Annotated in this window: 24 protein-coding genes and 1 riboswitch; of the genes, 2 read left to right on the plus strand and 22 right to left on the minus strand. The window is 45.3% G+C overall.

What is annotated here, in order from left to right; genetic code table 11:
- Positions 1 to 51: 51 nt before the first annotated feature.
- From MHH86_RS21040 to mscL, 21 genes are all read right to left on the minus strand, one after another.
- Positions 52 to 267: a DNA-binding protein gene (locus MHH86_RS21040; RefSeq protein WP_081384042.1), complete on the minus strand. Its 216-nt coding sequence runs from the start codon at positions 265 to 267 to the stop codon at positions 52 to 54.
- 14 nt (positions 268 to 281) lie between these two features.
- A complete protein-coding gene (gene glpK, locus MHH86_RS21045) occupies positions 282 to 1,775 on the minus strand; it encodes a glycerol kinase GlpK (protein WP_076273541.1) in 1,494 nt (497 codons plus the stop codon).
- A 118-nt stretch (positions 1,776 to 1,893) separates the two neighbouring features.
- A complete protein-coding gene (locus MHH86_RS21050) occupies positions 1,894 to 3,330 on the minus strand; it encodes an ATP-binding protein (RefSeq protein ID WP_036676176.1) in 1,437 nt (478 codons plus the stop codon).
- Positions 3,331 to 4,047 carry a response regulator transcription factor gene (locus MHH86_RS21055; protein WP_036676174.1) on the minus strand — a complete coding sequence of 239 codons (717 nt, stop codon included), beginning with the start codon at positions 4,045 to 4,047 and terminating at the stop codon, positions 3,331 to 3,333.
- A 76-nt stretch (positions 4,048 to 4,123) separates the two neighbouring features.
- The gene (gene ccsA / locus MHH86_RS21060) at positions 4,124 to 5,386 is read right to left on the minus strand and encodes a cytochrome c biogenesis protein CcsA (protein ID WP_036676173.1); all 1,263 of its coding nucleotides are present in this window, start codon (positions 5,384 to 5,386) and stop codon (positions 4,124 to 4,126) included.
- A complete protein-coding gene (locus MHH86_RS21065; RefSeq protein WP_076141320.1) occupies positions 5,383 to 7,068 on the minus strand; it encodes a cytochrome c biogenesis protein ResB in 1,686 nt (561 codons plus the stop codon). Before MHH86_RS21065 ends, ccsA begins: the two co-directional genes overlap by 4 nt.
- Positions 7,068 to 7,589 carry a redoxin domain-containing protein gene (locus MHH86_RS21070; RefSeq protein WP_038572444.1) on the minus strand — a complete coding sequence of 174 codons (522 nt, stop codon included), beginning with the start codon at positions 7,587 to 7,589 and terminating at the stop codon, positions 7,068 to 7,070. The genes MHH86_RS21065 and MHH86_RS21070 overlap by 1 nt, the downstream gene beginning before the upstream one ends.
- Positions 7,590 to 7,709: 120 nt before the next feature.
- A complete protein-coding gene (locus MHH86_RS21075) occupies positions 7,710 to 8,468 on the minus strand; it encodes a pseudouridine synthase (protein WP_036676166.1) in 759 nt (252 codons plus the stop codon).
- A gap of 20 nt (positions 8,469 to 8,488) precedes the next feature.
- Complete coding sequence (locus MHH86_RS21080) at positions 8,489 to 8,833, minus strand: N-acetylmuramoyl-L-alanine amidase (protein ID WP_038572446.1); 345 nt, start codon at positions 8,831 to 8,833, stop codon at positions 8,489 to 8,491.
- Between the two features lie 60 nt (positions 8,834 to 8,893).
- On the minus strand, positions 8,894 to 9,427 hold the full coding sequence (locus MHH86_RS21085) for a spore maturation protein (protein ID WP_036676158.1): 534 nt from the start codon (positions 9,425 to 9,427) through the stop codon (positions 8,894 to 8,896).
- A gap of 7 nt (positions 9,428 to 9,434) precedes the next feature.
- Positions 9,435 to 10,100, minus strand: coding sequence for a nucleoside recognition domain-containing protein (locus tag MHH86_RS21090; protein ID WP_038572447.1), 666 nt, complete (start codon positions 10,098 to 10,100; stop codon positions 9,435 to 9,437).
- Positions 10,101 to 10,136: 36 nt separating this feature from the next.
- The gene (locus tag MHH86_RS21095) at positions 10,137 to 11,336 is read right to left on the minus strand and encodes a D-alanyl-D-alanine carboxypeptidase family protein (RefSeq protein ID WP_179088394.1); all 1,200 of its coding nucleotides are present in this window, start codon (positions 11,334 to 11,336) and stop codon (positions 10,137 to 10,139) included.
- A 250-nt stretch (positions 11,337 to 11,586) separates the two neighbouring features.
- On the minus strand, positions 11,587 to 12,075 hold the full coding sequence (gene ytfJ / locus MHH86_RS21100; protein WP_036676154.1) for a GerW family sporulation protein: 489 nt from the start codon (positions 12,073 to 12,075) through the stop codon (positions 11,587 to 11,589).
- 89 nt (positions 12,076 to 12,164) lie between these two features.
- Positions 12,165 to 12,872, minus strand: coding sequence for a DUF2953 domain-containing protein (locus MHH86_RS21105; protein ID WP_076101497.1), 708 nt, complete (start codon positions 12,870 to 12,872; stop codon positions 12,165 to 12,167).
- A 181-nt stretch (positions 12,873 to 13,053) separates the two neighbouring features.
- Positions 13,054 to 13,656, minus strand: coding sequence for an SMC-Scp complex subunit ScpB (gene scpB, locus MHH86_RS21110; RefSeq protein ID WP_036676149.1), 603 nt, complete (start codon positions 13,654 to 13,656; stop codon positions 13,054 to 13,056).
- Positions 13,625 to 14,416 (minus strand): segregation/condensation protein A, encoded by a 792-nt coding sequence (locus MHH86_RS21115; protein WP_036676147.1) that lies wholly within the window; start codon positions 14,414 to 14,416, stop codon positions 13,625 to 13,627. The genes scpB and MHH86_RS21115 overlap by 32 nt, the downstream gene beginning before the upstream one ends.
- Positions 14,417 to 14,552: 136 nt before the next feature.
- Complete coding sequence (gene ribE, locus MHH86_RS21120) at positions 14,553 to 15,020, minus strand: 6,7-dimethyl-8-ribityllumazine synthase (protein ID WP_036676377.1); 468 nt, start codon at positions 15,018 to 15,020, stop codon at positions 14,553 to 14,555.
- A 36-nt stretch (positions 15,021 to 15,056) separates the two neighbouring features.
- On the minus strand, positions 15,057 to 16,310 hold the full coding sequence (locus MHH86_RS21125) for a bifunctional 3,4-dihydroxy-2-butanone-4-phosphate synthase/GTP cyclohydrolase II (protein ID WP_051490904.1): 1,254 nt from the start codon (positions 16,308 to 16,310) through the stop codon (positions 15,057 to 15,059).
- Between the two features lie 62 nt (positions 16,311 to 16,372).
- Positions 16,373 to 17,041, minus strand: a complete 669-nt coding sequence (locus tag MHH86_RS21130) for a riboflavin synthase (RefSeq protein ID WP_076104433.1) — start codon at positions 17,039 to 17,041, stop codon at positions 16,373 to 16,375.
- Between the two features lie 54 nt (positions 17,042 to 17,095).
- The gene (ribD, locus tag MHH86_RS21135) at positions 17,096 to 18,196 is read right to left on the minus strand and encodes a bifunctional diaminohydroxyphosphoribosylaminopyrimidine deaminase/5-amino-6-(5-phosphoribosylamino)uracil reductase RibD (protein ID WP_036676143.1); all 1,101 of its coding nucleotides are present in this window, start codon (positions 18,194 to 18,196) and stop codon (positions 17,096 to 17,098) included.
- A 218-nt stretch (positions 18,197 to 18,414) separates the two neighbouring features.
- Positions 18,415 to 18,588: riboswitch (FMN riboswitch) on the minus strand.
- Between the two features lie 188 nt (positions 18,589 to 18,776).
- Positions 18,777 to 19,172, minus strand: coding sequence for a large-conductance mechanosensitive channel protein MscL (gene mscL, locus MHH86_RS21140; protein WP_036676141.1), 396 nt, complete (start codon positions 19,170 to 19,172; stop codon positions 18,777 to 18,779).
- A 459-nt stretch (positions 19,173 to 19,631) separates the two neighbouring features.
- On the opposite strand from mscL, the gene MHH86_RS21145 reads away from it, so the two are divergent.
- Together MHH86_RS21145 and MHH86_RS21150 are read left to right on the plus strand one after the other, a co-directional pair.
- Positions 19,632 to 20,342: a response regulator transcription factor gene (locus MHH86_RS21145; RefSeq protein ID WP_342479414.1), complete on the plus strand. Its 711-nt coding sequence runs from the start codon at positions 19,632 to 19,634 to the stop codon at positions 20,340 to 20,342.
- On the plus strand, positions 20,339 to 21,442 hold the full coding sequence (locus tag MHH86_RS21150) for a HAMP domain-containing sensor histidine kinase (RefSeq protein ID WP_076223036.1): 1,104 nt from the start codon (positions 20,339 to 20,341) through the stop codon (positions 21,440 to 21,442). The genes MHH86_RS21145 and MHH86_RS21150 overlap by 4 nt, the downstream gene beginning before the upstream one ends.
- 429 nt (positions 21,443 to 21,871) lie before the next feature.
- Here MHH86_RS21150 and MHH86_RS21155 read toward each other — a convergent pair whose 3' ends face one another.
- The gene (locus MHH86_RS21155) at positions 21,872 to 25,339 is read right to left on the minus strand and encodes a collagen binding domain-containing protein (protein ID WP_340892121.1); all 3,468 of its coding nucleotides are present in this window, start codon (positions 25,337 to 25,339) and stop codon (positions 21,872 to 21,874) included.
- Between the last annotated feature and the right edge of the window lie 136 nt (positions 25,340 to 25,475).

Raw genomic sequence — 25,475 nt, forward strand, 5'->3', positions numbered from 1 at the left:
CTAGGGATTCACCTAAGCTTGCCGCTTTTTGTTATAAATATGAACGCAACATCAGGACTTACTTGCAAAGGTGAGCCCCTTTTCCGCGAGAGCACTCCGCAGTAGAACGATCGCCTTTGGCCCCAATCCATGTAGCTGCAGAAGCTCTGCCTCCGTAAGCTTGCTGAATTGTTGAAGCTGAACATATCCAGCCCCATGCAGGGCTCGAAGCGCCGGCTTAGATAGTCCGCCCGGCAGATCAGATTCGTTTCCGTTAACCATAGACATATACAGCCCCTTTATCACTGATATCCTTCATGCTTCTCCCAACCCATGGTACGCGCTACAGCGTCCTTCCAGGCGTTGTAACGACCTTCCCGCTCAGTAATACCCATCTCAGGCGAGAAGACCCTCTCAGCCTTGTTGAAGCTCTCTAGCTGGGCACGTGTCCAGACTCCGGACGTTAACCCGGCCAGAAGCGCTGCACCTAGCGCTGTTGTCTCCGCATATGTGGTTCTAGTAACCTCACTGCCCAGGATATCAGACTGGAACTGCATCAGCAAATCGTTACGCACAGCTCCGCCATCCACACGAAGGCCGGTCAATGGCATGCCTGCGTCTTTTTCCATAGCTCCTATTACATCTCTAGATTGAAAGGCTAAGGACTCCAATGTAGCTCGTACCAGATGTCCTGAGGTAGTGCCTCTAGTAAGACCAAATATGGCTCCACGGGCATACATATCCCAATAGGGTGCCCCCAGTCCGGTAAACGCAGGCACAACGATAACCCCTTCACTGTCCTCTACTTCCCGTGCTTTATCTTCTGAGCCTGATGGCTCCTCTATAAGACCAAGCCCCTCCTGCAGCCACTGAACGGCCGCTCCGGCCACGAACACACTGCCCTCGAGAGCATAATAGAGTTCATCTCCCATACCCCAAGCTACAGTGGTCAACAAGCCATGGCTGGAGGCTACAGCTTCTGTGCCTGTGTTCATTAGAATAAAGCAGCCTGTACCATAGGTGTTTTTGGCACTGCCGGGTTCTAGACAAGTATGTCCAAACAATGCGGCCTGTTGATCTCCAAGTACAGAGCGAATTGGAATATCCGCCCCAAACCACTGTTTGTCTGCTATTCCAAATTCGCCGCCAGACATTCTTACTTCTGGCAGAATGGTACGCGGAATACGAAGCTCTTGCATTAGCTCTTCATCCCAGCACCGTTCATGAAGATTGAACAGCATCGTACGTGAGGCATTGGTAACATCAGTCGCATGTACGGCTCCGCAGGTAAGTCGCCAAATTAGCCAGCTGTCGATCGTACCTGCCAGAAGCTCCCCTCGATTCGCCCGCTCTCGGGCACCATCCACGTGATCCAGTATCCAGGAGATTTTGGTAGCTGAGAAATAAGCATCTACAACAAGGCCCGTCTTGCTCGCAATAACTTGCTCCAGCCCTTTACTTTTAAGTTCTTCACATTGCTCTGCAGTACGCCTGTCCTGCCACACGATCGCAGGGTATATCGGTTTGCCCGTTGTTTTATCCCAGATTAAAGCCGTTTCTCTCTGATTGGTTATTCCGATGGCAGAGATCTCCTCAACCGCTATGCCACCCCGCGCAATCGCGTCTCTTGCCGCTGCGAGCTGTGACTCCCAGATTTGCTCAGGGTCATGCTCTACCCAGCCTGGATGGGGGAAGGATTGCTTAACATCATATTGACCTTGTGAGACCCATTTAGCCTCCGTATCGAACAATATGGCTCGTGAGCTGGTAGTACCTTGGTCTAAAGATAAAATCATTCTATGCCCTCCCAAGCAAAACCTACAAGATATGTTCCACGATGAACAAGATTAATGTGTTTGTTTCAACAAAAAGCACCTCTGCTGTCAGAGGCGCTATCACACATTGTGTTTGGAATTACTGTTTTTCGACAGGAAGTCTTAGCGTAAAGGTTGTACTTTCGCCTAGCTTGCTTGAAGCTGAGATGGTCCCGTGATGCGACTCTACAATATTTTTAACAATCGCAAGCCCAAGTCCTGTTCCACCTGATTCTCCCCGTACACGCGCCTTATCAGCTTTGTAGAAGCGGTCGAATATATACGGCAGATCCTCTGGTGGAATTCCCACCCCTTCATCCTGAATTTTAATCTCAAGATAACGACGACCTTCTAATACACAAGTTCCTGTATGAACTGTGATTTTTTTGCCACCCTGTGTGTGGCGGAAAGCATTATCGAGTAAATTGGTTAGGACTTGTTCCAGTTTATCCTCATCCGCTGCCTTCAGAACAGCAATATCGCTCTGTTGCTGCAAGTGAAGATGGATATCGCGCTCTTTGGCACGTACAGAAAATTTACGGTAGACTCGTTCCAGCAGTTCATTCATGTCCACCTGAGCTTTCATCATATCCGTATGTCCGGCTTCCATTCGGGCAAGATCAAGCAAATCCTTAACCAGACGCCCCATACGCAGTGATTCGTCATGAATGACCTGGATCAGCTCACTGCTTTCTTCGGGGGATGAAGCCATCCCGTCCAATAAAGCCTCACTGTACCCTTGCATCATCGACAATGGAGTGCGTATTTCATGGGAGACGTTAGCAACGAAGTCTCTGCGCATCTTTTCCAGACGCACCTCTTCCGTCACATCCCGCAGTACAGCAACTACTCCCCGGATGCTGCCTTCAGAATATAATGGTGCCATATGAACAGACCAGACGCCCTGCCGCACATGTACATTGGAGCGGTCATCGCCACCTTGTTTAAGGGTGCTTAAAAATAAAGGACGCAGGGGAGGCGGAACACTGCTCTCAGACGTTTCGGGATGGAGCTCAGCATCACTCGCATGTTCCCACTGCAAATCGCTCCAGCTCTCTAGCAGAGCTTGGCCGTGCGGATTGGTCAAAATAATCTGCCCTTCAATATCAAAGGTGATCACAGCATCGCTCATACTGCGCAGTACGCTAGATAAATGCCCCTTCTCATGATGCAGACTGCGAATATTCTCTTCAAGCTCCTCAGCCATATGGTTAAAGGAAGTCGCCAACTGGCCAATTTCATCACTTGTGACAAGCGTAAGCCTTGTTCCGTATTCTCCCCGGCGAATGTTATTCGCAGCTTCAATGACACGCTGCATCGGCTGAGTGATTTTGGTAAACAAAAATAACGCAAAAAATGTAGTCAAAGAAAATCCGATCATACAAGTATACATAAATAAACGTTTGATATCTCCGGAATTGGCAAAGTTACTGTCTATGTAGGGAAGCAAAAATAACCCCAAGGTAATAAGTACGACAGCGACCAGGCAGATGATCGTAACCCACAGTTTGCCGACAAGACTTCTCCAGAAGTTCACTTATTTAGGTACCTCTAGTTTGTAGCCTACGCCCCATACGGTCGTAATCATCGCTGCGGATTCCGGTGATACTTTATTCAGTTTTTCACGAAGGCGTTTTACGTGAGTATCTACAGTACGCAAATCTCCGAAAAATTCATAATTCCAGACATCCTTAAGCAGTTCTTCACGAGAAAATACTTTATCCGGCGAAATAGCCAAATAATGCAGAAGTTCATATTCTTTAGGTGTCAAACTCACTTCTTCACCACCAGCAGTCACACGGTGAGCATCATGCTCAATAATAAGATGAGTAAATACAATGTTATTGCTGGAATTGCTCTCCTTGGACAAGAAAGCAGTTGCCGAAGAACGGCGCATAATAGCCTTCACCCGGTAAATGACTTCACGTGGACTGAAGGGCTTCACAACGTAATCGTCTGCGCCCATCTCAAAGCCCTGAACACGGTTGATCTCTTCGCCTTTAGCTGTAAGCATTAACACCGGTGTTGACTTCACTCCTCTGAGTCTTGTCAGCACTTCCATCCCATCGATGCCAGGTAGCATAACATCCAGCAATATTAGACCGTAGTCATTTGCTGTTGCTTTACGAAGAGCGATTTCTCCGTCTTCCGCTTCATCGATTTCATAACCTTCTTTTTCAAGATACATCTTTAGCAGGCGGCGAATACGTTCCTCATCATCCACTACCAGAATTCTGTTTAAATGATCTGCCATTTCACTACAACCCCTTCATCAATACAGTAGAACGTAATCTTTAAACCATTGTGCAACGTTAACAGGTAAACTATGCTCAGTCCGTCCCCGCGTAAGAATGAAGTCCGGCGATGACTAAATTAACGCCAACCAGAGTAAACATTACGACCAGGAAGCCAAGCACAGCCAGCCAGGCAGATTTTCTTCCTTGCCATCCACGAGCCAAACGTAAATGAAGATAAGCGCTATAGAAGAGCCAAGTGACAAGCGCCCAGACTTCCTTAGGATCCCATCCCCAGAATCTTCCCCAAGCGATTTGCGCCCATATCATTGCAAAGATCAAAGCGCCTAATGTGAAAATAGGAAAGCCAATGGCTATCGCCCTATACGTAATCTCATCTAGATCGCCCTCATCAATTCCGTCCATCACTGGGTGTAAAGCAGTGCCCAGCGGTTTACGTACGATCAAGCGAAGAACTCCGTAGAGGATTAATCCGGAAAGGAGTGACCAAATTACAGTATTAAACTTCCGTCCAGCATTTACACCATTCATCCAAGATGGTGCCTCAAAGAGTGGTTCTTTTATGCCAAGAAACGACTGGAAGCTCTCAATTTCGCTATTGTGAGGTGCCACAATCGGCGGCATTCGATAACTCACTTTCTCTATTGTACTATTTTCCTGCCCGGGGCTGTCAATCGTAACGTTCGGACGGACAAAAACAGTTTCGTAGCCTGCTCCGCGGAATGCAAAAACAGAACCCAGAAACCCAATTATAACAATGATTGAAAAGAGAGTAAATTCGACCAGCCTCTGTTGCTTGCGATCCGCCTTCTCTTTACTGGAAAAATTGACTGTTCGCAGCAGATACATCAGTCCCGCCGCAAACCCTACTGCGAAGAAGGATTCACCTAGTGCAGCCAGTGTTACGTGAATCTTTAAATAGTTCGATTGAAGAGATGGAATCAGCGGCTGTACTTCCTGTGGAAATACTGCGGCATAAGCCATCACAATAATACTGATTGGAACTGCAAAGAGACCCAAGATTACCTTACGATAAATAGCGTACATCACAGTAAAGGCAACCATGACCATCATCGATAAAAAAGTCATGAACTCGTACATGTTGCTGACCGGAATATGCCCTGAGCCCGCCCAACGTGTAAAGAAATAAATAAGATGAAAGATAAGACCTATTGAAGAGAAAATAAAAGCAATTTTGCCCCAACGTGCGGTATGTTCCTCCGGCTTGCGGCCTGACCACTTGCGACCCATGATGGCGATAGTGAATAACATAAACGAACCGCTGTATAATAAAAATGCGGCAATAAAGACAGCGCTGCTGATGTCGAGCAAGCTCATGAAAGGCCTCCTCCATTATCTAATGATTTTTCATCGACTACCAGATCTACTTTTTCTAAAATAGAAACGATCTCACGGCGGAACCCGAACCAGTTCTTGTTCGTATGTCCTCCGAGGATAAGCTCCCCGTTAGCAACGGTAAGCCAGATACGTCTATGCTGCCAGTAGAAGCCAAGCACTAAACCCAGCATCACGATTGCTGCACCTAGCCATACAAACGGCATTGCACGATCAATACGTATATTCAAGTAAGTAGTCGATTCCGAAAAATCAACGTCGCTCATGTTGTCCACTTCAAGCTCAAGAAATCTATTGCTCCCGCCAAGCTTATCGTTAATGGCAGCCTGTTGAAACTGCGTCTTATCCACCTGTTTAGGAAAATAGAAATACTGCTGCCCTTCCGCCGGGAGATCCGGACCTTGTATCAGGAACAAAAAAGCAGGTGCATTCGGATAAGGTGATTTGGAAATCGGCTGTCCATCCTCATTTAGACCAAAATCCATATACTTTTCTTTCAAAGTTAAAGTATAAGGACCCGCCTGAATTGCCCGCGGAGGATTCTTCATGTCCAGCTTAAATTTGCCGAACGCCTCGCCAGTGGTGGAATTCTTAAGCTCAGGCTGTACCGAACGCAGCACCGGGGTCAGATCATAATCAAACTGATACGCTTTCAATCCTTTATAATCCAAAGGTGAATTTACTTGGATATCATGTTTCGTCACCTCGGATAGCTGTGGTTCCTTCGAAGGGTCTCCACAATCCGCGGTGCATTCATAAAGCACAGCTTGGGTCTGGAATAGCTTTGGAAGTATTTTTTTGCCTCGAAATTCCTCAGGCATCTCTTCCTCCGTATAAAACTCCACGGTGAATTTCTCATTTTTCAAATAATAGGTGGTGTCCGGAATCTGTGTGATCTCCCCTTGCGGGAAAGCAAGATGCTGATCCATGTTCAGTCCCGGCAATCCTCTTGCTAATACAGCAAGTAAAAAAATAATTAAGCCAATATGTATTACATAAGGTCCCCAGCGGCTGAAGCGATGTTTCTCTGCCAGCAGAGCTCCTCCATCCGTCTTCACGCGATAGCCCTTTTTACGCATTGGCTGAATTACCCGGGCTACCCAAGCTTCTGGTTCCTCTTGTACTTCAGTCACTAACACAGCTTTTTGCCGAGTTAAGAACTGGCGATGTTTCCGAATCTTCTGTCTGGTTAAGGCCTTATAGAGCGGAAGTACTCGATCCAAGCTACAGATCACAAGTGAAGCGCCGATCATTACGAGTAGAGTTACAAACCACCAGGATTCGTATGTATGTGAAAGTCCAAGTTTGTGATAAATATATCCGGCTGTTCCGTACTCTTGCTTGTAATAAATTGAGGCATCAATATTAAGAAAAGTACTCTCCTGCGGGAAAATCGTCCCTAACATAGAGCCTATAAGTGTCAACACAATCAGATAGATCGCTATTTTGACGGAAGAGAAAAAGTTCCACACCCGATCAATAATCCCCGGGTTAACGCGCTGAGAACGGCGAGCTACGCCATCGTAACGCATTTCCAAATTCTCGCCCCAGTCTGATTCTTTACCCAACGGCTTCCCGCATGCTTCGCATAAAACAGTGCCTACAGGGTTCTGGTGACCACATTCACATTTGGTATTGGTTATAAATGCCTCGCGTTCACTCATCAATCCACCAGCTTCCCAATTTGATCATCAAGTGAATTCAAATCAAGCTGGCCGATATGAATGTTGTCAATTTTACCCTTGGAATTAATGAATAAGGTAGTTGGCAGCGGAGAAATACCATAACTTCGTACAGCATCACGTCCAGTGTCCATCAAAATCGGAAAATCGATGTTTACTTGCTTCACAAAATTCTCGACAGTCATCCGGTCTTCGCCCACATTAATGCCTAAGACCACTACGTCCTTGTCCTTCCATTTCTCCCATTGCGCTTGGAGAGCCGGCATTTCTTTGACACAAGGTGCACACCAAGAGCCCCAGAAATTAAGCACAATAGTCTTGCCCTTATATTCGTCTAGGGTATGAGCCAGACCGTCAAGCCCAAGCAAATCAAAGGAAGGTGCTTTGCTCCCTTCCTCTGGTTTGCCGCTTCCCCCAAATACAGAGGAACCGATGGCATAACCGCCCACTATAACAATTAGAAACAGAATCACGATTTGAATTGGTTTTCTTGCTTTACCCACACGTAAAGCCCCCTTCTGTGACGCAACTCATACTTATGTTGTAAGGTGTGAACATCCTATGAACATTATAGCGAATTTCGTCACAGCTTTAGGGGGTTTAATTGTGAATATTTTGTGTCTTTATGACTCTTTACGTGGAGTTCTTTCTTTAAGCAATCCTGCTTTGGCAATTTGCTGCAGATGGTTAATTTCATCCTTGGTCAAATGACGGTATGAGCCACGTTTGAGATTTTGCAGCATAATATCCCCGAATGAAATCCGTTTCAGACGGAGTACGGGGTGTGAAATCGCATCAAACATGCGTCGTACCTGACGATTACGTCCTTCGTGAATCGTGATGCTGATTACCGCTTCTTTATTTGCTTCATCAATATCCTTGTACTCTACTTCCGCAGGCGCTGTCATGCCATCTTCCAGCTTAATGCCAGCTTTCAGCTTGTCCAATGCAGTACCATGCGGTATACCCTTGACCGTAGCATGATACGTCTTAGGTACATGGTGCTTCGGATGGGTTAGCAAGTTAGCAAAGTCCCCATCATTTGTCAGCAGCAGCAAACCTTCCGTATCGTAATCGAGCCGGCCTACAGGGTAAACCCGTTCAGTAATTCCTTTTAGGTAGTCAGTTACAACCTTACGACCCTTTGGATCGGAAGCGCTTGTGATAACTCCCTTAGGTTTGTTGAACATAATATAGATTTTGTTCTCGCCCCGGATCAGTCTACCGGAAACTTTAATAATATCTGTTGCGGGGTCCACCTTCGTGCCAAGCGTAGTTACGAGTTCCCCGTTGACTTCCACTTTACCGGCCAAAATCATTTCTTCACACTTACGTCTGGACGCCACACCGGCCTGCGCCAAAATTTTCTGTAATCTTTCCATATTCGACTAGTCACCTCAGATCAATGATAACCATCAGAGGGATAAATCACAAGTTCATTCCAAGGAAAAAATGCTCCTGGGCAGGAATTATTGTGGGGTTCGATGATTAAAGGGGAGATTTGGTAGCGTTCTACTAATTCTAAAACAAGTTTAGCCGTTGCAAAAAGCTGCTCCTGCCTTCCGGATATTGGAGGATCGCCCACTTCCTTACCAAAATCACCTTCCAAACAAATATGAATATACTCCGGATCTGTCAGTAGCGGTGCTGCATAAATCGCGCCATCCACTCCTACCCAGAAGTCAAAACCTTTACCGTTAATGGATGTGCAGCTAGAATGATGCAGAATAAAACCTTTATAGTTCATTGCGGAATGCCCCCCTCCACATTGCTGCAATAGCATATGTTCAGGGGGGCAAAGGGGTGATTATCCAAATAATAGCAAACACACAGCGATCGCGGCGACAAAGCCGACAACATCGGAGAACAAGCCAACCTTAAGCGCATAACGCCCATTCCGTACGCCTACAGCTCCAAAGTAAACGGTCAAAACATAAAGCGTAGTATCTGTGCTCCCCTGTATGGTGGAAGCAATCATACCAATTAAAGAATCCGGGCCATGTACACGGATTAGATCCGTAGTGTAAGCAAGCGACCCAGTCCCCGTAAGCGGCCGAAGAAGACCAAGCGGCAATACTTCGGCAGGAACACCAAGCCCCCGTAGGGCTGGGGATATGAAGCCCATAAAAAAGTCCAGCGCACCAGAAGCGCGAAAAACACTGATCGCAACCAGCATCCCCACAAGATGGGGAATAATCGCAATGGCCGTGCCAAACCCATCTTTCGCGCCTTCAACAAAGGATTCGTAGACTGGCACTTTGCGCGTAAAAGCATAGAGCGGGATGAACGTGATCATGACCGGAATCGCCCATGCCGATATGAGACTGATGAACTGGTACAAATCACGTTCACCCTTTCAATGAGGAATTAGGGAGTATTGTCTTCGTCAAAGGAGGAACCCCAGACTTTGCTGAAGGGGGCTTCGGCGGTTTGCGCAGTAAAGTCAGCCTTCGGAAAAACCGGTCTGCCGCAATCGCTGCAAGTGTCGCCACGGCCGTTGCTGCAAGTGTTGTACCTACTATGCCTGCGGGATCGGCTGAACCATAGTTTAACCGGATGGCAATCAGTGTGGCTGGGATAAGCGTAATGCTTGCTGTGTTAAGTGCTAGAAGAGTACACATGGCTGGTGTGGCGGTCTCTTTATCAGGGTTGAGCTTTTGCAGCTCCTGCATCGCCTTGATGCCCATTGGCGTTGCGGCATTGCCTAGTCCCAGCAGATTAGCACTCATATTGGAGAGAATATATCCAATGGCAGGATGCCCTTTCGGCACATCAGGAAATAAAAAAGCTACGACAGGGCCAAGCACCTTGGCAATCTTTTTAAGCAATCCTGCATCTTCTGCTATCTTCATGATTCCAAGCCAGAACACAAGCACACTGATTAAGCCAAAACTTACCGTTACCCCACTCTTGGCTCCGTCGAATACGGCGGCTGTAAACTCATCCATTCTGCCGTTAACGGCGGCGAACAGAAAACCGATGATGATCATTCCTAGCCAAATCCCGTTAATCATGGATACGCCTCCTTCTTCATTCATCAGCCCATTTTCTTATTTCGAACTCGCTCCCATTTCAAATAGAGCTTTCAGCGCACTGCCCAGCGCCTGGAACCAATTGTTTGCCGGATAAGACTGGGCTAGTGTGGGACTATACTTTTTCATATAAGCAGATTGCTCAGGAGGCAGATTCTCAGGAGTATACAACGGCACGCGGCCTATTTCTTTTCCGCCCAGCTCCAGCACAAGCGCCCCTTGCAATCCAAAATTCGCTCGCGTAGCTTCGGCTGAAGCCGTTTCCTTCTGATTTAAAACAAGTTTCGTAATCACTCTATTTTGTTCACCTTGTCCAAGTGGATAAGCAAAGGTTTTGGAGGTTACAAAGTTATAGCCCGTCACGGCATCCCCACGTTCAATCAATGTTTTGAGCGGATAGTGATTAAACCCAAAGTTTAGCAGGGAAGCATGATCATTCCAGTCATCGCCATCATTTATAGTAACTGCGACAAGCTGCTGGCCGTTTCTGGTGGCAGAGCTGACAAGGCAGCGCAGAGCTTTTTTGGTATAACCTGTCTTTACACCGTCCGCTCCCTCGTATAAATACAGCATCTTATTTTTGTTTCTCCATTTGTAATCCCATTTCTCATTTGGATTGTCTGCAGTTTTCTCCTGCGTCTTCACAATTTCTTTAAATACAGGATTATGAAGAGCATAAGCGGTCAGAACAGCCAAGTCGTTGGCACTTGAATAATGCCCTTCAGCGTCAAGACCATGGGGATTAGCAAAATGAGTATGGGTTAGCCCTAGCTCCTCAGCCTTAGCGTTCATAAGGTATACAAAACCTTCCTCAGAACCACCGATATGCTCAGCGATCGCCGTTGCTGCATCATTCCCTGAGCGCAGCATCAGGCCATACAGCATATTTTCCAGCGTCATCTCTTCCCCCTGCTGCAAGTAAATAGAAGAGCCTTCTTTCGCATAGGCATTTTTTCCTACTTTGACTTTAGAGGCTAAATCACCATTCTCAATGGCGACGAGGGCGGTCATAATTTTGGTCAAGCTGGCAATAAGCATAGGCTCATCCCCACGGCTGCTGTACAAAATACGCCCGGATTCCACATCAATCAGTGCCGCTGCTCTTGCATGTGTAGAGATAGAGCTGTTCTCGGCCTGAATTGAAGATAGCGGCGCCAGAAGCAGCAGCGAAAGGCACAATATTAAGGCGAATGGCCATTTACGGGTTATTGTCTTCATGTTCATCCTCCGGCTTCTTATCGGATCTTAAGTAAAAGTGTTTATGTTGTACAAGTGTATGCGGACCAGCCTTAGGGTATGTCCACTCCTTGGGATGTTCCACACAAAATATCCCCACAACGTGAGGCCTTGCTTCGATATTTTCTCAGGTAATTTGCGGGAAACAAAATATCCTTTCTGATACGTCAAAAAAGGGACACCGCCTGATGTATGGCGATATCCCCGAGGCTATTTGTAGAATTATGTGTACCTAATGAGTTGAAGATTGAGATGTACTTGGATCGGTTTTAACAGGTGCTGCTGCTGGTGTGGCGGGTGTTGGCGGCGTTTGAGCTGCAGCATTGCTGGTTTGGAACATGGTTTGAATTTTGTCGATGAGCCCTGGTGTTGCGTCGATGATTTTTTCGAATAGGTGAGTTTGATTGTCCAGAGGGACAATATTCACTCCATCCTTACCTACCACTAAAAAAGCGATCGGTCGAATGGAGACGCCTCCCCCGCTACCTCCACCAAATGGAAGCATTTTGACTCCACCTTGGGAGCTTGAACCACTTATAGAATCTTCTACTCGATAATCACTACCACCAGCAGCAAATCCAAAGGCAACTTTACTGATAGGCAGGATGATGCTGCCGTCAGGAGTTTGTACTGGATCTCCGACAATGGTATTCACATCTACCATGCCCTTGATATTTTCCATCGCTGTTTGCATTAGGCCTTGAATAGGATGGTCGCTCATATTGTTTCCTCCTTTAATTGAGTACGATTTCTCTTTCTTCTACAGCGTATATCATCCCCACTTCCGCCCATTTGTATGTAACTTTCATTTTAAACTTTCCCATGTGGCTCCTGACGCATCTGTTTCAGCAGATTTCTCCAATGGCCGATCCCACCTTTTTCACGCAAGACACGCCGAGATAGCCGCATTAAGGCATACAAAGTATAGCCGACTGAGATTTTCCCCTTACAGACAAACTCCATTGCAAAACAAAGCTCATCTTCAAAAACAGGCTTAACAAAAATTCGAGGGTGCTGCTGCAATTTCACCCACTGCGAAATAAAACCAACAATACTCCACTTCAGGCCCCAAACCGCTCCCGATGCGGTCGCAGTATCTGCTGCATCACCAAGAGAGAAATCGGTGGACCAATCGAGCTTTGATATTTTCACATGAGCTACAGTCTCTTTTAACCATTCCTTCAACCCGCGTGTAGATTTTACAGCTTGGTTAACATTGTCGCGCCAGTGCATTACTCTTTCTTTATCGAATATCTCTTCTTTTACGGTATCTACACCTGTCGTCGCAGTCCCTGTCTCTTTAAACTTTCCCCACACACCCTGCTCCAATCCCTTAAAAACCAATTGGGGAAGTTCATAGTGAAGCTTTATCAGACCAAAAAGAGAGGTAATATCTAATTCGAGCAGGTCATTTTTTCCATGTTTATAACACCGTATGCGGAAATCGATAGATGAAGACAGGACCAGGATCAGTGCCAGCACAAGCAAAACGAGGGGAATTGCAAGCCATAACGTCACGTATTTACCTCCAAGAAACCTTAATAATGGGAACCTTTGGTTTAGTATGGCAATTTAAGCTGGAAAAAATTCGGGGTTTGCATAAAAAATATGAGCTTAAATAAAAATAGGGACTGTCCCAAACCACATAAATGGTTTAAGGGCAGTCCCTTCAATACAATTATTAGCGTTCTCGTACGAACTAAGGCAGCTCGACATCCTCAAATGTCATTTGAGTATCCAGCTTATTGAACAATAGCTGCGTCTCTTCTTCCAAATTATCCGTGGACTCAAAGTTTGTTGGTTCCGGCAGATCCTTTAGACTGGCAAGACCAAAGCTCTCCAAGAAGGATTTAGTCGTCCCGTACAAAATTGGCCGGCCTACCGCTTCCGCACGACCAACCTCATGAATCAAATCCTTATTATTCAGCGTATGAATTGCGCGTTCCGACTTCACACCCCGGATTTCTTCAATCTCCACCCGCGTAATCGGTTGGCGATAAGCCACGATTGCGAGAGTCTCTAAGGCAGCCTGAGACAAGGTTGATCTGGATGGTGAATAGGCCAGCCGCTCAAAATAGTGGGCATGATCAGGCAATGTAGCCAGCCGATAGTTCCCGGCAATTTGCACTACCTGTAAGCCCCGCTCCTGTGCTACATAATCTTCTTTCAGTTCCTCTAATGCTCCGGCCGCAAGCTCTGGGCGCTGTTCCGTAATTTCAGCCACTTGGCGTACAGAGATTCCTTCATCCCCTGATAGAAACAGCAGGCCCTCAATAATCGATTTCAGCGTTTTGTAATCCATTGAAGTGTTCTCCTCCTCTCCACTCCATTACGATGTCATCAAACAATTTCTCTTGGTAGCAAAAAATCGCCTTCATTTTCATCAGTTCCAGAATTGCAAGAAAAGTAACTACGATTTCGTGCCGTGCCATTTCATCGTGAAGCAGTGCGGAGAAATGCAGCTTACCGCCTGTTCCTCTACGCTGCAGCGCATCTGATACATCACGTATACGATCTTTTACCGATATTTCATCCCGGGTGATCCGCTGGTAAGAAGACCTTCTGGCAGCCTTACTTAGCGCTTTACGAAAAGCGGCTATTAAGTCTGAGGTATGTAGTCCTTTTAGCGTTTGATCAATCTCTTCTGGCACGAATGGACCCAAATCCTCAGGCTCCTTCGTAAAAATCAAGCTCCGCTCGCTCTCCATATCCATTAGATGTACAGCAATACTCTTGAACTTACGATACTCAATCAGTCGCTGAACAAGTTCAGCTCGTGGATCAAATTCATCCTCTTCGTAATATTCAAAATCATCGATCTCAATGACCGGTGGTTTGGGCAGCAATAGCTTGCTCTTTATAGATAAAAGGGTAGCGGCCATCACGAGAAATTCACTCGTAATATCCAATTCAAGCTCCTGCATGCTACGCAGGTATTCCATATACTGTTCGGTGATCTCGGCGACCGGAATGTCCTGGATGTCGATTTCCGCCTTATCAATTAAATGCAAGAGCAGATCCAGCGGACCTTCAAACGTCTCCAGCTTGTACAATACAGTCACGAAGCATCCTCCCGCCAAAAAAAGTAAAGTGCAGCGCCCGTCTGGACGCTACACAAGTAGAAAGGGCTCTTATAATCCATGCTTTCTTCTTATACTATAAATAAGCACGAATTCGACTGATTCGTCAATAGCTGACTTACTTAAACAGTTTGTTAAGATTCGCCATTTCAATCGCAGCAGTCGCAGCATCCCAGCCTTTATTGCCTGCTTTGGTTCCTGAACGCTCGATGGCCTGTTCAATATTTTCAGTAGTAACTACGCCAAAAATGGTCGGCACGCCGGTCTTAAGATTGATAGCGGCTACTCCTTTGGCAACTTCATTACATACATAATCATAGTGTGTAGTGGAACCACGGATAACCGTTCCTAAGGTGATTACAGCGTCGTATTTGCCGCTTTCAGCCATTTTTTGCGCGATCAATGGAATTTCAAATACCCCTGGAACCCAAGCAACATCCACTTCATCATCACCGACACCATGGCGTTTAAAGGCATCAAGTGCACCTGACAAAAGCTTACTGGTAATAAATTCATTAAAACGCCCTACAACAACTCCGTATTTTAACCCCTCAGAAACTAAGTGTCCTTCTAAATATTTCGGCATATCCATCATCTACCCTTCGTTTTTTATAATGTATGGTTAAGCTTTCGAATCCTCATTTTGTTCAATATCGTCAAAAGACAGCATATGTCCAAGCTTCGCTTGCTTCGTGTGAAGATAGTTGGTGTTGTCCTTGTTCTCCGGCATTTGTATCGGCACGCGCTCAACGACTTCCAATCCATAACCCTCCAGCCCTTTGATCTTACGCGGGTTGTTCGTGAGCAGACGGATTTGGCGCACACCCAGATCCTTCAGAATTTGTGCTCCAATTCCATAATCACGCAGATCTGCTGGAAAACCAAGCTTTAGATTCGCATCTACAGTGTCAAGACCTTCCTCTTGCAGCTTGTAAGCCCGAAGCTTATTGATAAGGCCAATGCCTCTGCCTTCTTGGCGCATATAGAGCAACACGCCCCTGCCGGCAGTTTCGATCTGCCGCAGTGCAGCTTCAAATTGCGGGCCGCAATCGCAACGATGGGAGTGGAATACATCACCCGTCAGGCATTCGGAATGAACACGTACAAGTACTGGCTCATCGCCGGAAATATCTCCTTTTACCAAAGCTACATGCTCTTTATCATCCACTTCATTTGTATAAGCTATGGTCTGAAAATCCCCAAAGTCGGTAGGAAGTCGAACAGACACTTCTCGCGTGACGAGTTGTTCTTTTTCATTGCGATAATGAATAAGATCCTTGATGCTGATCAGCTTAAGATCATGCTTGCGGGCAATTTCGATTAGATCAGGTAAGCGGGCCATTGAGCCATCTTCCTTGATAATCTCGCAAATGACACTGGCTGGATAAGCGCCACACATCCGCGCTAGATCAACAGCAGCCTCCGTATGTCCGGAGCGGCGCAGAACGCCACCTTTTTTCGCAATCAGCGGAAACATATGCCCCGGTCTGCGGAAATCAGCAGGTTTCGCTTTTGGATCGATCATGGCCTTAACGGTCAAAGATCTTTCCCCCGCAGAGATCCCAGTGGTTGTATCAATATGGTCAACAGATACGGTAAAAGCCGTACCGTGATTATCGGTATTGTGGGTTACCATGGCTTGCAGTTCAAGTTCTGCCGCACGCTCCTGGGTAATAGGCATACAAACCAATCCACGTCCCTCAGTAATCATAAAATTGATGACCTCTGGTGTCGCCCGTTCAGCAAGGGCTATAAAATCCCCTTCATTCTCACGATCTTCATCATCCACTACAATGATGACTTTACCGCGCATTAAGTCATATATTGCATCTTCAATCGGATCCAAGACACTTTCCTTTTTCGATTGCTCGCTCATGATCCTATCCTCCTAAAAGCTTTACGAAAGATTATTCCCTTCTTCGTAAGCAAACTCTTTATTTAAACAAACCCGTTCGCCGCCAAGAAATCATGACTAATCCCGGAGCTGCTCTCGCCTTCCTCATCTTGGGCGGCTGAGCCATAATGCAACAGATGATCTACATATTTGCCAAGTACATCACACTCGATATTCACACTATCCCCGGCCCGTTTGTGCGTCAGTACTGTTTCCCCTAACGTATGCGGAATAATGGACACTGCCAGCGATGAGGCCGTAGTCTTCACTACAGTTAAACTAATGCCGTCGATCGTGATCGATCCCTTAGGGATAATATATTTAAATAGTGATTTACGATCCGGTGCAATCTCGAATACGACAGCATTTTGATCACGTTTTACACTCTTAATAATGCCAGTGCCATCAACATGTCCTTGAACAATATGTCCTCCAAAACGCCCGCCAGCTGCCATCGCTCGTTCCAGATTCATCCGGCTGCCGGGCTTCAGTTCCTTCAGGTTGCTATTCCGGTAGGTCTGTGGCATTACATCCACTGTAAAGGAATGATCGCCCAAAGTTGTCGCCGTAAGGCAAACCCCATTGACGGACACACTGTCACCGATTTTTAGATCATCCATGATGACCGAAGCGGCAATATTCAGCACCATCATTTCCCCACCGGCGGAGACACTGCGCAAAACACCAACCTCTTCAATTAATCCGGTGAACATGATATCCCTCCTAAAAAGCATTACTTCCTCAAATTCACTTCGCTTAAAACTTTTTTAGCGTACCGGAGTACCGCTGATACATACATTATCTCCTAGCACTTTTACTTCCAATCCTTCAAGTGAGATCGCATCCTTCATCAGCTCTACACCCGGGAATACGAAAGTCCCTTTCGCTTCTGTACCACCACCGACAATTTTTGGAGCGAAGAAGAGAATCACACGATCCACTAGCCCGCTTTCCAGCATCGCACCGTTCAGCGTTCCCCCGCCTTCAAGCAAAATAGAGCCAATTTCCATTTCGCCAAGGGATATCATGGCCGCCTTCAGATCCACTCTTGGACCTGCTCCGCACACAACGATTTGAACACCTGCTTTCAGCAGTGCAGCCTTCTTAGCAGGATCTGCAGCATCGGTTGTTACAATAAGAGTAGGCGCTAGGCCATCACATACAACTGCCGAATCCAGAGGAATACGTAGCCCGGAATCAATGATGATCCGCGTCGGGTTAATGCCAGGCACTTCTGTTCTTGTTGTCAGAGAGGGATTATCAGCAATCACTGTATTCACACCGACCATGATGCCCTGATGCCGATGCCGCAGCGTATGTACGATCTCCCGCGCTTCCCCATTCGAAATCCATTTACTGTCACCAGATTTGGTAGCCAGATTGCCATCAAGCGTGCTAGCACTCTTCAGCGTAACAAAAGGTTGTTTTGTCAAAATATATTTGATAAAACGCTCATTCAATCGAAGCGCGCGATCACGCAGCAAACCAACTTCGACCTCAATCCCTTGGTCTCGCAGCATTTGGATTCCTCTTCCTGCCACCTGTGGGTTGGGGTCTTCACAAGCAACCACAACTCTAGCTACCCCTTCATCGATCAGCCTTTGGCTGCAAGGTGGAGTCTTTCCATAGTGGCTACACGGTTCTAGTGTGACATATGCCGTACTGCCCTGTGCCTGCCCAGCTGCCATATTCAAAGCGTGCACCTCGGCATGCCCCGTACCTCGCTGCAAATGAGTTCCGAGTCCAATCATTGCTCCATTCTTCACCACAACGCAACCAACAACAGGGTTAATTCCCGTTTGCCCTTGGGCACGTTCGGCCATGTCCAGTGCTAGCGACATATAAAACTCATCATTCATGTTGTCCATCTCTTCCTCCTATCCACTGCTGTCTATTCTTAAGCTAAAAAAACAGAAAAACCCATCTCATTCTCCAGGAGGAGTTCAAGATGGGTTATGCGAGAGTTAATCGGCAGTCCAAATAAAAGTGTGCTTAAATAGCCGTCAATCGACGGGCATTGTGAAATATCGCACATAATTATATGAAAACACTGCGATCCGCCAGTCCATTGCAGACAAGCGGTCAACCTCTCCTTCTTCCATCCAGACTATACTGTCGGTCCCGGAATTTCACCAGGTCCACCGTTCGCGTCAACAACGCGAGCCGGGTAGCGGACTGAGCACTGTAGATGAACTTAATAAGTTACTTCTACAACAGCATCACCGCCGGTAGGGAATTACACCCTGCCCTGAAGGATTGATCCTTTATTTAATTGAGGTTCAAGTTTTCCTTACTAACAAAATTATCACTTACACCAGCGAAATGCAAGTGCGTTTATTATATTTACTTAAAATTTGTAACTAGATTATAGATTGTACTGAGTTTATAAAAGGAAACCAAGAAGCGCCAGGGCAAGGACTCCTGGCGCTTCTTGGTTATATTTCATGATTACAAACCACGTTCTTGTTGTTTCAAAAGATCACGAATTTCCGTAAGCAGCACGATATCCTCTGCAGGTGCTGGAGTCTCCACCACTTCAACTTTAACGGCTTCTTTGCGCTGAAATTTATTGGCCAGCTTGATAACCAGAAAAATGGAAAATGAAATAATAAAGAAATCCACAACCGATTGTAAAAATAGTCCATAAGGTATTTTCAGGTCCGTACTGACTTCAAGCACCCGATCCTTCAAATCTATCCCACCAGTAAGCAAACCTGCAATTGGCATAATAATGTCATTTACTAATGAAGTTACAATCTTTCCGAATGCAGCTCCAATAATGACCGCAACCGCTAAATCAAGAACATTTCCTTTCAAGGCAAAAGCTTTAAATTCCTTCCACATATTCCAAATTACCCCCAACATATTTAATTTGAAATTATTATAGCATAGTAGCTTCCTAATTCTTAAGACTTGTTAAGAAACTATTAAGTTTCCCTTTACTTTTATCTGCCAGCGTTGTTAAGAAGTCTCCTGTTAAATAGGGTTTAAGCACTACAAGGAAGGAAGATTTCTATCATGACAACTCTTAAAAAAGATTCCAGAACTGCATGTTAGGGGCATGGCTGGGAATGTATTATCACAGATCAAAACATGGATTGAGGCACAGCGATCAGAGCAAGCTAAAAAGAAAAAACAAACTGGCATAATGCTGTGGGCGATTTGGTCTTTTATTCCACTAATTTATGAGCTGCTATACAGTTCCTTTGCCTTCACCGGTCTTCAAATGAGGCTTCCAAACAAGAAAATGTTGTATACTTCTTATAGCAAGATTGCTTTACAAGCAAGAAAGGACGCTGAGAAATGCACAACGCAACGCTGCTATTGGTGGACGACGAAGCCGAGATTATTAAACTAATGCAGATCTATCTGGAGAACGAGGGCTACCGGCTGTTAACTGCCAGAGACGGGCTGGAAGCACTCGAAATTATCAATAGAGAGACTATAGACCTAATGGTTCTTGATATCATGATGCCTAATATGGACGGCATTGAGGCTTGTATTAAAATTCGTGAAACGCAAAAATTTCCGATCATCATGTTATCTGCTAAAGGGCAGGAACTTGATAAAATCACCGGACTTAGCGTAGGTGCAGATGATTATGTTACGAAACCTTTTAGTCCGCTGGAGTTAGTTGCCCGTGTTAAATCCCAGCTGCGCAGAACTCGAAATTACATGGCAGATCTAAACGCCAAACAGGATGAAGTCATCATTGATGGCTTGGTTATTAATTCGGTTACGCATGAAGTTAGTGTGGATGATCAGCCAGTTAAACTTACCCCGCGAGAATTTGCGATTCTAGAGCTGCTCGCCCGTAATAGAGGACAAGTCCTAAGCATGGAGCAGATCTACGCCAAAGTATGGAAAGAACAATTCCTGGAAAGCACCAATACACTCATGGTGCATATTCGTAAAATCAGAGAAAAAATAGAAGAAGATCCGCGTAAACCACAATACTTAAAAACGGTATGGGGCGTTGGCTACAAACTGGAAAAAGGAGGTCCTTCTAGTTGAACTTTAAACGATTCGATACCCTATCCTGGAAAATAGTTGGCTTCAGCTTAACAAGCCTAGCACTCACCGCTTTAATCTTAATGGGCAGCTATTATGGCACTTCACTATTGCTGTGGTTAAATCCTTCGCGCTCCTTTTGGGGAGTCAGACTCATTCTCTGGGTGATCAATACTATTGGATCGACGCCAGTTGTAATTCTTATAGGGATTCCTTTATTTATTTTTTTCATCCTAAAACTGTCCAGAAATACAACTAAGAATCTTCATAACATTACGAGCGGAGTTCAGGCCATTGCGGATGGCAATTTGTCTTTCAAGGTGCCGGTATCAGGTACGGATGAACTCGGAAAGCTCGCTGAAAATATGAACACAATGGCTGGCAAGCTAAAATCTGCTATAGAGGAAGAACGAGCCGCTGCAAAAGCCAAAAATGACCTAATCACAGGTGTGTCCCATGACCTCCGAACCCCACTAACCTCTGTTCTCGGATTCCTTGAATATGTGGAGAAGGATCGTTATAAAAACGAGGTTGAGCTGCGTTATTATGTGAATATTGCCTATGAGAAATCTCTGACTCTTAAAAAGCTAATCGACGATTTATTTGAATACACACGCGTCAGCAGCAGCGGATTACCGCTAAATATTGAGCCTGTAGATCTCGGCAAGCTGCTCGAACAGCTGATTGAGGAATTTGCACCCGTACTGGAACAAGCAGATATGATCTACCGCATTCATACGGATACAGCTCCTCTGATCATCAACGGAGATGCGGACGAGCTGGTGCGATTGTATGAGAACCTATTTACCAATGCCGTAAGATACGGAAAGGAAGGAAAAATTCTAGACATTTCTGTTGTTAGAAAAGACGGTAGAATAGTTGCTGTATGTACGAATTATGGTACTCCTATCCCTGCATCCGACCTCCCCCACTTATTTAAACGCTTTTATCGTGTCGATAAATCCCGCTCCCGAGAGACAGGCGGAAGTGGCTTAGGGCTCGCCATAGCCAAGAGTATTGCAGAGCTTCACGGCGGAACCATTACAGCCAAAAGCACACGCAAACAAACTGAATTTGAAACCTCTTTCCCTGTGAGCGAATGATGCTTGCGGGGATTTTTTGTACAATCTCATCCATTAAGAAAATGATAAGATTTCATAACATAAAGCCTTAAGATCATTTCATACCAACTCTGCTATAAGTGAGGAATTCCTCTAATATTATTATCCATCTTATTTAACTATGCTAGGGGCCATTTCATTCATACCGCGACAGCTAAGCATCGCCGACCGCTACTGATCTTTAGCTTAAGCACGCCGAGAACACCGTTACTATGACTGTGGGCAGTGTCAAAGCACTCGTGAACGGGAAAGCTCTCACCATTGATGCTGCGCCACTACTGCCAGGAGGAAAAGTTTTAGTCCCGGTACACTTAAGAATCAGCCATAAATTTTTCAAAAAAAGCACAAAAGCACCCGGCATTTATCATGCTGGGTGCTTTTGCATAAAAGCTTAAATCACACTAATCTCAATCACTCCGTCTTACCCCTACGTCTAAATACTCGGTTCAAAACAAAGCCTATCGTTATCAACCCAATTCCCGACAGATACAGTGGCATTGGACTATTCTCACCTGTCTTCGGCAGCTGAGGAGCAACCGAAGTGCTATTGTTCACCGTACCCTTTGGTACTTCTTCATCATCGATATCAACTTCTCCTAAAGGAATTTCATCTTCGGTTATCTCTTGCTCAGGAATTCCCTCATCGGTTGATGTCGCGGATCCTAGATCGGCGGCAATTCCAGGACCAGCAGGAACAGCTGGATCATTAATAATTACCCCTGGTACGGGCGAACTTGTAGACGTGGGTACCACCGAACCTCCAGATGTGCTGCTTGTAGGGATTGGTGTAGGTGCAGTAGTCGCTTCTGGTGATGGAGAAACCGTCGGTTCTGGCGTTGTTGATGGTGCAGGTATTACGGTTGGCTCTGGTGTTGTTGTTGGAGCATCGGTTGGTTCTGGTGTTGCCGTAGGCGTTGGCTCCACTGCTTTTTGATTCGTAATCACCAGTTGAATCGCTGACGAGGAACGAATCTCCACTGGATGCTCGGATGTATCGAGCACGTAACCATTTGGAGCTGCTGTCTCCACCAATACATAGCTACCCAGCCATATTTTATTGAATGTAGCTGTACCCTCTGCATCTGTAGTTAGACTGTTAATCAATACACGTTCCGCTCCATTTAGTCGATACAATGCAAAAGTCGCATCACCAAGCGCTTTTAAGTTATCTGCAGCATCTAGCTTCTTAATATTGAGGGTGCCTCTAACCCCGCTGCCTGTGCCAGAACCGCTGGAGACCCCGACAATAATTTCTTTGGAGGTCTCTTTACTTATTTCGCTGCCGTTAAAACCACTGAAATGTACAGTATTTATTACTTTGTCTCCAGTGTTAGCCACAATCAGGGATTGATATTCGAGAATGTAAGCCCTGCTGATTTCCTTGGCAAAGCTTAACTCAAAGGATTGTTTTCCATCGGCATCCGTTGTAATAACTACGCTATAATCAATACCCTGAATCAATTCAGGGCCGCTTTTCGTGATATCTCCGTTCACAGCTACAGCCGTAGGATATAGATGGAATGAATTCTGCAGCAAAATTTGATTAGCACTAGGAGTATCTTTGATTAAAGCATCCTTTACAGTAGACTGCCCCCGGTTAATTTGCAGGCTCCAGTCGATTTTATCCCCGTTTTGTGTACCGTCCTTCAGCACATAATCCTCTCCAAAAGGAATTTTTACGGAGGCGGTCAAATCTTTGGAAACCATTTTTGTTCCATCATAGAGAGTAGCTTTATTATCAATAGTAGTGCCTATTATTTGCCCTTCAAGACTTGTGTTAAATTCAATGTAGAAAGCGGAGTTAATCTTTTCTGTAAAAATAACCTTTAATTCATTATCGCTATTTACGCTGTGGGTATATTTATTAGGATTCACTTCTGTACCCATGGTAGGGTCACCATTCTTTGCAATATTCATAGTGTAAACTTTAAGTGAACCAGGAACCAAGGTCTGGCCTGATTTTAAAATATCTGCAAGCGCCGGAGCTTCGAGGGTTTTGCCGTTATAATTGGCGCCTATCGTCCAAGTAATTTCTTTAGTTGAAGCATCGTAGGCTCCCCCTTTAAATCCATTGTTTTTCGCTTCAGGTCTAGGAATGAATAACCCTTCTGCTTCTATCGTGCGTAAGGCTTCAGTAGAGTCCATCCAGTCTAAGCGAACTTTGTTGTTGAAATTTTCAGTTTTAGCCCAAATCCAATCCTTGTTAAATTCTGTAGAATAGCTAATCGTGTAAAGTCCAGATATTGGTGAATTAAACACTACCTTGAAGCCTTTATTAGGCTCGACAGGTAAGTTGTATACTAGATTATAGTTATTCGGATTTAAAACATTTCCATTCAGATTTCTAATCACCAGTGATTCCGGAATAAACTTTAGGCCGCCAAATGGGAAGGATTCGGTAACTGCAACATGGCTCATCGGGTAATTGTCACTATTCAATGTGACCTTCCAGCCCAATGTTTTATTCTGATAATCTACGGTTGATAAAGTCTTATAAAGAATGGAAGACCGGATTAATCGGGTAGCCTGATTACTATACGTACTATCGGAGACTGTATTAGTTATGGTGACATCCTCAAACACGCGCTTTATCGCTTTTGTCTTATATTCGATTCGATATGGTGAAGTAACATCGTGTACAAATTGCAATACAAATCCAGCCTTATGAACGTCTGAGGTGGAAACAACCGTGTAGTCAACATCCTTTGTCAAAACATTGCCTAACGTTGCACCACCGGAAGAATCCAGCTGCACAGCATATACTTTTAATGAATCGGCTACCAGCTCTTGAGAATCATCGAACAAATCTGTTAACACAGCGTTTCCTTGCGGGATGTTCTTTTCACTGTAGTTATATTCAATTGCCCAGGAAATGATCTGCTTGCCCCCATCATAGCTTGTGGAATACTTTTTCAAGCTTCCTCCACGTTCTACACTCACTGTGGCAGAGGAGCTGGCAGGCTCTTGCCCATCTCCTGAAAAAGTTGCAGTATTGGTGAAGCTTAGCTGATGGTCATTAGTAATCCCTGTGGAATATACAATACGGTAAGCCTCTTTAATCACAGGCTCCGTAAAACGGACAATCAGTGACCCTCCGGAGAGCTCTGCAGAGTATTTGCTTGTGTCGAGCAATGCTCCTTCCGTTACTGAACCATCCAATTGAATGCTCAGTTGATACACGCTCACAGTGACTGGAGTATTTAATGATAAGCCTGAAGGGATGGGGTCCGTCACAATGGCATTCCCCACGGCTTCCAAAGACTTATTGACATCAACAGTCCATAATATTTGGTTCGCATTGAAGCCTTCGGGAATACCTCTCTTCTCTATGGTCGATCCAACACTTGGCTTAAAATTCACTGTCACTGTCTGAACGCCACCGCTCACGGGAAATAAAATATTCTGAATAGTACTGCCCGAGATTTTCTGTTTATCGAATTTAGTATTTAACCGCAGCGTTCCCTGCACGTCATCATGCATTTCTATGTAGTCATTAAAAGTCATTATCACTTCATGTGAATTTTGCCTGACTTCAAAGCTCCCTACATCTCCATCCTCAGAGACTAAGGGTCCGTTAAAATCATTAAATAGCTGGAACTGTTCCGGTAGCTGAAAAGTAAAAGTGTCGCCCTGCTTGTAATTATGATTTTTAGGAAGAGACCAATTATAATCCAAGGTAACATTAGCATCTTGTTCGTATACGCTATTCGTGACTGTGATTCCATCCGGCCCGTAAACAGCCATCGAAACACTGGTGATGATATTTCTTTCGTCATCAATCGCAGCCGCTTTTACTTGCGGAGCAAATCCGATGCCATAGGCATATTGTGCCACAAGCATCAAAATAATGACCATTACACTTATTTTTTTCTTAAACATGTTCTTTTTGCCTCCATTTTCTTGTTCTAATTGTTTTCCACCCCTGTTTGTTCAAAAGCTTCATATGTAATTCCGCACCCAGCGCCCCATCTTATGTTAATATAATGAAAAGTCTTCCTTATGTGGTGGAGTTGAC

The sequence above is a fragment of the Paenibacillus sp. FSL F4-0097 genome, assembly GCF_038593125.1.
GTDB classification, from domain to species: Bacteria; Bacillota; Bacilli; order Paenibacillales; family Paenibacillaceae; genus Paenibacillus_AQ; species Paenibacillus_AQ odorifer.